Annotated in this window: 7 protein-coding genes and 1 other RNA gene; 5 read left to right on the top strand and 3 right to left on the bottom strand. The window is 59.9% G+C overall.

Annotated elements, in window-relative coordinates:
* The 4 genes from VM054_07000 to ssrA form a co-directional block, all read left to right on the top strand.
* Positions 1-310: cyclodeaminase/cyclohydrolase family protein (locus VM054_07000; GenBank protein HUT98805.1), on the top strand; the 310-nt coding region annotated here is incomplete at its 5' end.
* A 6-nt stretch (positions 311-316) separates the two neighbouring features.
* Complete coding sequence (locus tag VM054_06995) at positions 317-982, top strand: histidine phosphatase family protein (GenBank protein ID HUT98804.1); 666 nt, start codon at positions 317-319, stop codon at positions 980-982.
* 2 nt (positions 983-984) lie between these two features.
* The gene (locus VM054_06990) at positions 985-2,340 is read left to right on the top strand and encodes an MFS transporter (GenBank protein HUT98803.1); all 1,356 of its coding nucleotides are present in this window, start codon (positions 985-987) and stop codon (positions 2,338-2,340) included.
* Positions 2,341-2,632: 292 nt separating this feature from the next.
* Positions 2,633-3,013, top strand: a transfer-messenger RNA (tmRNA) gene (ssrA, locus tag VM054_06985).
* On the opposite strand, the gene VM054_06980 is transcribed toward ssrA, so the two are convergent.
* From VM054_06980 to VM054_06970, 3 genes are read right to left on the bottom strand one after another with little or no spacing between them, the layout of a single operon-like run.
* Positions 2,977-4,542 carry a recombinase family protein gene (locus VM054_06980; GenBank protein ID HUT98802.1) on the bottom strand — a complete coding sequence of 522 codons (1,566 nt, stop codon included), beginning with the start codon at positions 4,540-4,542 and terminating at the stop codon, positions 2,977-2,979. The two genes, ssrA and VM054_06980, sit on opposite strands and share 37 nt — an antisense overlap.
* A 24-nt stretch (positions 4,543-4,566) precedes the next feature.
* The gene (locus VM054_06975; protein HUT98801.1) at positions 4,567-4,818 is read right to left on the bottom strand and encodes a hypothetical protein; all 252 of its coding nucleotides are present in this window, start codon (positions 4,816-4,818) and stop codon (positions 4,567-4,569) included.
* A 21-nt stretch (positions 4,819-4,839) separates the two neighbouring features.
* The gene (locus VM054_06970; GenBank protein ID HUT98800.1) at positions 4,840-5,607 is read right to left on the bottom strand and encodes a helix-turn-helix transcriptional regulator; all 768 of its coding nucleotides are present in this window, start codon (positions 5,605-5,607) and stop codon (positions 4,840-4,842) included.
* A gap of 486 nt (positions 5,608-6,093) precedes the next feature.
* Here VM054_06970 and VM054_06965 point away from each other — a divergent pair, with 486 nt between their 5' ends.
* Positions 6,094-6,825, top strand: a complete 732-nt coding sequence (locus VM054_06965) for a hypothetical protein (GenBank protein ID HUT98799.1) — start codon at positions 6,094-6,096, stop codon at positions 6,823-6,825.
* Positions 6,826-6,937: the final 112 nt, after the last annotated feature.

The raw sequence follows: 6,937 nt of genomic DNA, 5'->3' as shown, positions 1-6,937 counted from the left end.
TGCGGTTCAGAAATGCACGAAGCGGGCCATCGAGGTGCCGCTCGAGGTGGCCCGGCTGGGCCGCCGCCTGCTCACCAAGGCGCCCCGGCTGGCGCTCATCGGAAACCAGAACGCCGTCAGCGACATCGGGGTCGGCGCGCTCCTGTTGACCGCCGGAATAAACGGGGCGATTCTCAACGTGGAGATAAACCTCGGCGGGATCAAGGACGAGGGGTTCGTGCGGGAGACCAGGGACACCATCAAGAACCTCCTCGAGGGGGTTCCCACCGATCTCAACGCCGCCATGGCCAAGGTTCACGAGCGGCTCTAGGTCGAGTTGCGCGAGCTAATCCTCTTACGACACGCCGAAACGGTGGCCAACGAGCGGGGTATCCTCCAGGGTCGGACGGACTACCCCCTTTCCGCACGCGGCGTTCGGCAGGCCCGGGCTCTGGCCGACGTGCTGGTAAATCTTGGCCTTGACGCCGTTTACGCCTCGCCGGCCGGGAGGGTGGCGGCGACTCTGGCCCCCGCCTTCGAGCGGGGGTTTTCCCTTGGGGCGCGGATACCGCGTCCCGTGATTATTGACGAGTTGGAGGAGATAGACCTGGGAACGGCGGCGTGCCTCACCTACGATGAGTTTCACGCGGGATTTTTATCCGATATAGACCTGGAGGTGTACCGCCGGGGCGAGTACCGCTTCCCGGGTGGCGAATCCCGACGGGACCTGTTCGAGCGGGCCTCGGCCGCGGCGGAAAGGATCGTCGGCGAGGGGTGGACCCGGGCCCTCGTCGCCGCCCACGGGGGCATCCTCTCCCAGTTCCTCGCCTCGGTCCTGGGCGTCCCCTTCGACGGCTGGGTCCGGTTCCGCCTCGACAACGCGTCTTTCGCCCGAGTCGTCTGGCCCGATGAGCGCCCCAGCCTCGCCTGCTTCAACGACCGGGAGCATCTTCCCCCCGAGCTACGCTCGGACCCCTTCCCGACCCTCTTCCCCAAGGGTTGAACGTGGAGCTCGACCGCGGGCAGCTCAAGCGCGATCTCGACCTCTGCACCTGGGAAGGCTGCCTGGCCCAATTCCACCTTTCCATCGTCACCGGCGTCGTCCTGACCGGTTTCGCCATCAAGCTGGGGGCCGACGAGCTTCTGCTGGGGCTCCTGGGCTCCCTGCCCTTTCTGTTCCGCCCCCTCCAGCTCGTCTCGGCCTATCTCATCTCCCGGGGTGTGCGGCACCGGCCGATTTTCATCTGGACCTCCGCCGTGCACCGGATATTGTGGGTCGTTCCGGCGGTGCTCCTCTTACTGCCCCTGGACTCGGATTCCCGCCTCATGCTGCTCCTCTTCACCGCGGCCGTCAGCTACGCCTTTGCGGCCCCCCTGGATAACGCCTGGGTTTCCTGGTCCGCCGACTTCGTCCCCGTCACCATCCGGGGGAGGTACTTCGGGACGCGCAACATCTTCACCGGCGCCACGGGGCTCGCCGCCGGTCTGGGCGCCGCGGGGCTCGTGGACCTTCTCGGGGAGGGAGACCTCGCCATCGGACACCTCATCGTCTTCGGGGCCGCGGTGGTGGCCGGCACGGTGAGCGTCTACCTCCTCTCCATCTACCCGCCCTCCCCCGGAGAGAATCGGACCGAGTTCAACATCTTCCAGGGGTTGCGGGACGCCGTGGGCAACGACAATCTGCGGCGGTTCCTCTTCGCCGTCGTATGCTGGAATTTCGCCCTCGGCGTGGGCGGACCCTTCTTCCTGCCCCACGCCCTGAATTACCTCCGGTTTTCCTACACCACCATCCAGGTGTACGGCGTCATCGTGACGGTGGCGGTCCTGGTCACCAACCGGTTCTGGGGTCGGGCGCTGGACCGCTTCGGCGCCCGGGCGGTCCTGGCGACCTGCGGGGTCGTACTGGGCCTCTTCCCGTTGGTCTGGAGCACGACCGGGCCGGGGTTCAGCTGGCCCGTGTGGCCCGAGGCGGTCCTGTCGGGGGCGTTCTGGTCGGCGATGAACCTGGCGGTCTTCGCCACTCCACTGGCCATCGCGACGAAGAAGAGCCGTCCCTACGCCATCGCCCTGGTGGCGGTGTTCTCCGGCCTGGCGTACTTCGGCGGCTCGATGACGGGCGGCGCCGTGGCGAAGGTGATCGGCGGCACCGTCCCCCTCGCCGGCGGCTGGCCCACCGGGTATCAGCTCGTCTTCGTCATCTCCGGCGTTCTTCGCGTGGCGTCGGCCCTCCTCTTCCTGCGGATGAGCAAGAGGACGGAGAGCTACGTCCAACCGCTGGTGTCCCATCTGGGGGAGACCGGGTTCAAGCGGCCGGTGCACTGGCTGCGCGGTCTGTTCCGTCAAAATTCGCAGAGAGGGTGACGGTGTACGTCCGGGTCGTCATCGCCTGCCTTGCCCTCCTCTGGCTCGCCGTGGAGGGCGTCGTTGCGCTTATCAACGGACGGGCGCCGGTCTTCCTGCAGCAGGAGCTGGACTGGCTCTAGTACGCCCTGCTGTTCGTGCTCGTCGGGCTTTTGACCTGGGCGGCGGTGAGACGCTGCATAGTCGGCCGACGGGACGGAGGTGAGGAGGACTGAGGGGCACGGTTGCGCAGCCACGGGAAAGGCCCGCGCTTGACGCCGGGGTAAATTGCGGCTATATTAGTCTGCGCACTGGGGGCGATTCGGGTTCGACGGTGGTAGCACGAACGCCGGTTGCATGCCGAGGTCGCCGCAGGCCTCGTAAAACAGGCGGCAAAACCACAAACGCCGATTACGATCTGGCGTTGGCCGCTTAAGTTATCCTTTAGGATAACCTAGGCACGTAAGGCCCGTCCCCCGCGGCTTCGGCCCATCGGGCCGCGGTGTGGGCGTGAAACTGGTGGGCGTCGAGCCCGGGGTGGCTCTCTTCCCCCGGGGGAGACTATTAAGAAGGGGCTAGCTTCGGGTTGAGGTCGCCGTCGCCCTGCCCGTCGCGAATGTCAAGCACGGCTAAGCATGTAGAGCTGTCGCAAGGGCATCATCGGACGGGGGTTCGATTCCCCCCGCCTCCACCAATAAAACCCCCCTTCGTTTCGGGTAACCACTGTATTTCCAGCCTGAAACGATGGTCATCCTCGGGAGATACTGTTATCAGTATCTCCTTTATCACGCACCGGAAGAGTTTAGCCAGCTCCTTCCTCGGTAACTGCTCGAAGCTGGAGAGGGATTCGTAGAGAACCTCAACGGCTTTCCTCGCCTCCGCCTCCGTCACCAGCTCCTTGTCCCGAGACTCATTTTCAAGCCGAACCCCTTCCAGTTTGTCCCGCTTCTCGTAGAGCGGATTCAGGGTTTCGCGCATCAGACGCGCGGCGTCATCGGGGCTCTTGCTCTCACGGAGAGCGGCTTCAAGGCTCTTGATTTCTTTAAGAATCTTCTTGAATTCATCCGCGTACGGGTCATCCGCACCCTTCTTGCCGCGGCTCAGGAGGTACTGGACGATGCGCGCCTTCTTCTTCGGCGTGTTCAGGTTCTGTAGAATCAGCTCCGCGACGTTCTGGCAGACGTAACCGATGGTCGTCCGAGGTAAGCTGCAGCCCTCACCCCGCGCGTTGGTAGCGCAGGCCAGCTTGTTGTTACCCCAGTGATGCAACACTCTACCGCAGTAGCCGCACTTCAGCAGTCCCTGGAGGGGATTCACCACGTTCGTGCGTTGGCCGTAGCGCTTCCTACTCGGCTTTGCCTCTTCAACGAGAAGGGCCAACTCCTGGGTGATAATGGGCTCGTGGGTATTCTCATTGATTACCCACTCACTTTCGGGGCGCTTGAACGCATCGTGCCGACCTCGCCGTTTCTGGCGTACACCACTTTTATTCCATACAGTGTTCCCCAGGTAAACGTCTGCTTTGTTAACGATAGAGCCGACTGCAGTCGCATCCCATTGAGTTTTCCCGCGCCGGCGTCGGATGCCTCGAAGTGAAAGGTCATGAGCGATGGAGGCGTAACTTTCGTGCTGGCTGACGCGCCCGAATATCTCCCTCACTATCTGGGCTTCATCCTCCTCGATAACCAGCTTGGACTTCTTAACCTCTTTCCCCCTCTTGTTTTTTCCAAGAACCTCGTGCCGTAACTTGTAACCGTAGGGCGGAGGCCCTCCCGAGCGCCATCCTTTCAGGATATTCTCTCGCATGCCCCTCTTCGCCCCCGCAGCAGCGTTATCGCTGTGGAACTGGTTGAGAACGCCGTAGAGGTTTCGGTTGAGGTTGTTCGTGGGAACGTCGTCTACTTCCGGTAGCGTGCTGAAATGGATCTTGACTCCGTACACATCGAATTCCCTCAGCAGTTCGAAGTAGGTGTTCACGCGTCTACTCAGTCTTGATGGGTCATAGACGTACAGATGCTCGTAGGACTTCTGTGTGTGGGCGATTTCAAGCAGCGCTGTGAGCTCCTGCTGGTCGAAATGGCTTACACCTCGCTCCTCCTTTTCTAGGATTACCGCGCACCCTTCTCGCTCGGCCATCTCAGGCAGGATGCGTAACTGCGACTCACAGCTTACATCGTGTTCATCGTTTGAAGACCTGGCATAGATAGCAGCTCTCTTTTCCATCGTTTCTCTCCTTCGTTTTTGGGGTTAAGGACAACTGGCTTGGTGTTTAATTTCTTCCCCCTCCTGTGTTCTTGGGCCTTCCTCCGGGGATTCCCCGTGCTGAAAGCGGTGGGAGTTGTTGTTGATGAGCTGGATTAGGTCTGCCAGTGCGCGGAGCATGGGTTCAGACAATTCCAGCTCAAAATCTGTATGTTCACCCTCAGCGCCCTCCTTGAGATACAAGCGTCGTGGAATAATGAGTAGGGTACTGGCGGTATCCGGGTCCCGGTCGGTCATCTTCCTCCTAGAGGGATTTGGTTATTCCTTCTTGTGCTTTTCCAGATGTATCCACCCGACGACTTCCCCGAGGATGTGGAATTGGTGCGTATCGTAAGGGTACGTCACGGGGTTGTTGTAGCTGCCGTCGTTCTTGTAGATGTCGATGCCTCTTGAATCCGTCGAACGATAAGCCCTGCCTAGTACCCACCGAGGGTGAGCGTCTCTCATCCAAAATGCTACATGCAGGATTTTCCCGGTGTTAACGTCGGGCTCGGCCTCGATAAAATCTTCTTCTTCACCAGACAGAGGGAGCATGCGCACGGCGACGTAGTCCCCCTTGTAGATTCCATCCCGGCACATCGTGTTATCCAGCGCCTGGACGAGGTAATCAGCTCCGTCGTCTATGAGCTTCTGGGGCACGCTGACCTTCAGCGATTTATTCAGCATCTCGTTGGTTACGACGTGTTCTTTGAAATTGTATTTGGAATGGAAAGTGAGCGGGATCTCTTCGAGTAGAGGGAGCATACCTCTAGTCCAGTTCCTGTCTTTCTCCTTACCCGTGCCCAGCCATTCAAGGGTCACGTCGAAGATGACCGCGAGCTCTACGAGACTGGACAGCGACGGCTCGAACTTACCCCTCTCCCACACCGAGACCTTCGATTGGACGGACCGAATCATGTTATCCCGCTCTTCGCCTTCCACGCCGTTCAGCTCGCTACCCAGGAGTTTTTCCGCGAGCTCGCCCTGGGTCCAGCCCTTCTGTGTCCTACACTGGCGAATTCGCGAGGAGATGTCCAGGCTGCTCATCTTCTACCGCCTTCCCGTCGTCAAGTAGGAGTAATTAGGCTCTCAATCATCAACGTTAGGTATCATATCACGAGAACAAATTTATGTCAAGTGGTTACCATGTTTAATTTTGTATCTCATTTATTATTAGTTAAATAAGATGACTGCGCGGTGTGGCTGGCAGAGGAAATTACCTCTCTGCGTAAAAAAAATCCCACGGTGACCTTCCTTGACATACCTCGCCCCCATAATCTTAAATTGAGAACTTGGCAGCCCTGTACCCGATGTAGGTCCAGGAGACGTAATCGTTGGGGCACCTGGATGATGAGCCTCCTCCACCTCATAGATGGCCGCACCGGCGAGCGCCTGGTCCAAGCCCTCATCGTTCACGCATCCAAAGAACCATAATTCCGCGAGGAGCTGGTCGGATGGCTCGGCTTCGGGGATGAAGGACCCTGCACCCGGGTACGTGAGGAGGTCCAGGGGGAGGGGCTCCGGTACGATCTGGTGCTGGAGTTTGAAAGTGGTGGGCGGCGTATCGTCGAGTTGAAGCTCCACGCCGGCTTCACCCAAGGGCAGCACACGGACATCACCAACCCGGAGCCCGGTGAGCTCCATGCGGTCATTGTGCCTGAGTACCGCCTCGATGAGGTGCGCAGGCTGTGCAACGCGGAGGGTTTAGCCACCAAGACCTGGGAGGACTTCGCCGGGGGGCCGGCGCAAGCCACGCCGCGGGCGAAAGTACTCTTCGAGCAGTTGCTGGAGTACGTCCACGGCGTCGAGGTACTGACCACCGAAAAGGTCAAAAACGCCGTGAGTCTGTGGGGGAGGGGAGAGTGGTCCTGGGAGAATGATTACGGCCTACTGCACCGCTTCCTGGCACGGCTTCGCGACGAGATAAGGCTCCGGTATTCCTCTTTCGATGTTGGACCTGTACGTTCGACTACGAATTCGTGGTTTTATGGCTTCTTGATACGCCCAGGGGGCATGAAGGGCTTCCTCTGGTTCGGGCTCTCGGTCGTTCCTACTGAAGACTGGCGGGAGTTCTACCTCCAGGCAGAGGGAGACGCACAGAGTGTCTTGTGTTTCCCAAGAGCCGGCGATATGGACCGCTGGTGGCAGGTCAACGCCCCCAGCATGGAGCCGAACGTGGAGCGGTTCCCCCCTGACGGAGATGGCCGGTACACGTTGGAACACTTCAAGAAGAAACTGTGGGGGCACCTGGAGAAATTCGAGTGAACTAGGAGGCACGAAAACAGAACTCCATCTGATTTATACTTCGATCGTTGGACTCATCCAGAAAGCAGAATTCAAAGATATAGGGTAGATGATGAAGGAAGAATCTAAAGGC

This window comes from bacterium (assembly GCA_035528375.1).
GTDB lineage: Bacteria > RBG-13-66-14 > RBG-13-66-14 > RBG-13-66-14 > RBG-13-66-14 > RBG-13-66-14.
The sequence above is the reverse complement of the archived record's forward strand: the minus strand, read 5'-3'. Positions and strand labels throughout refer to the sequence as shown.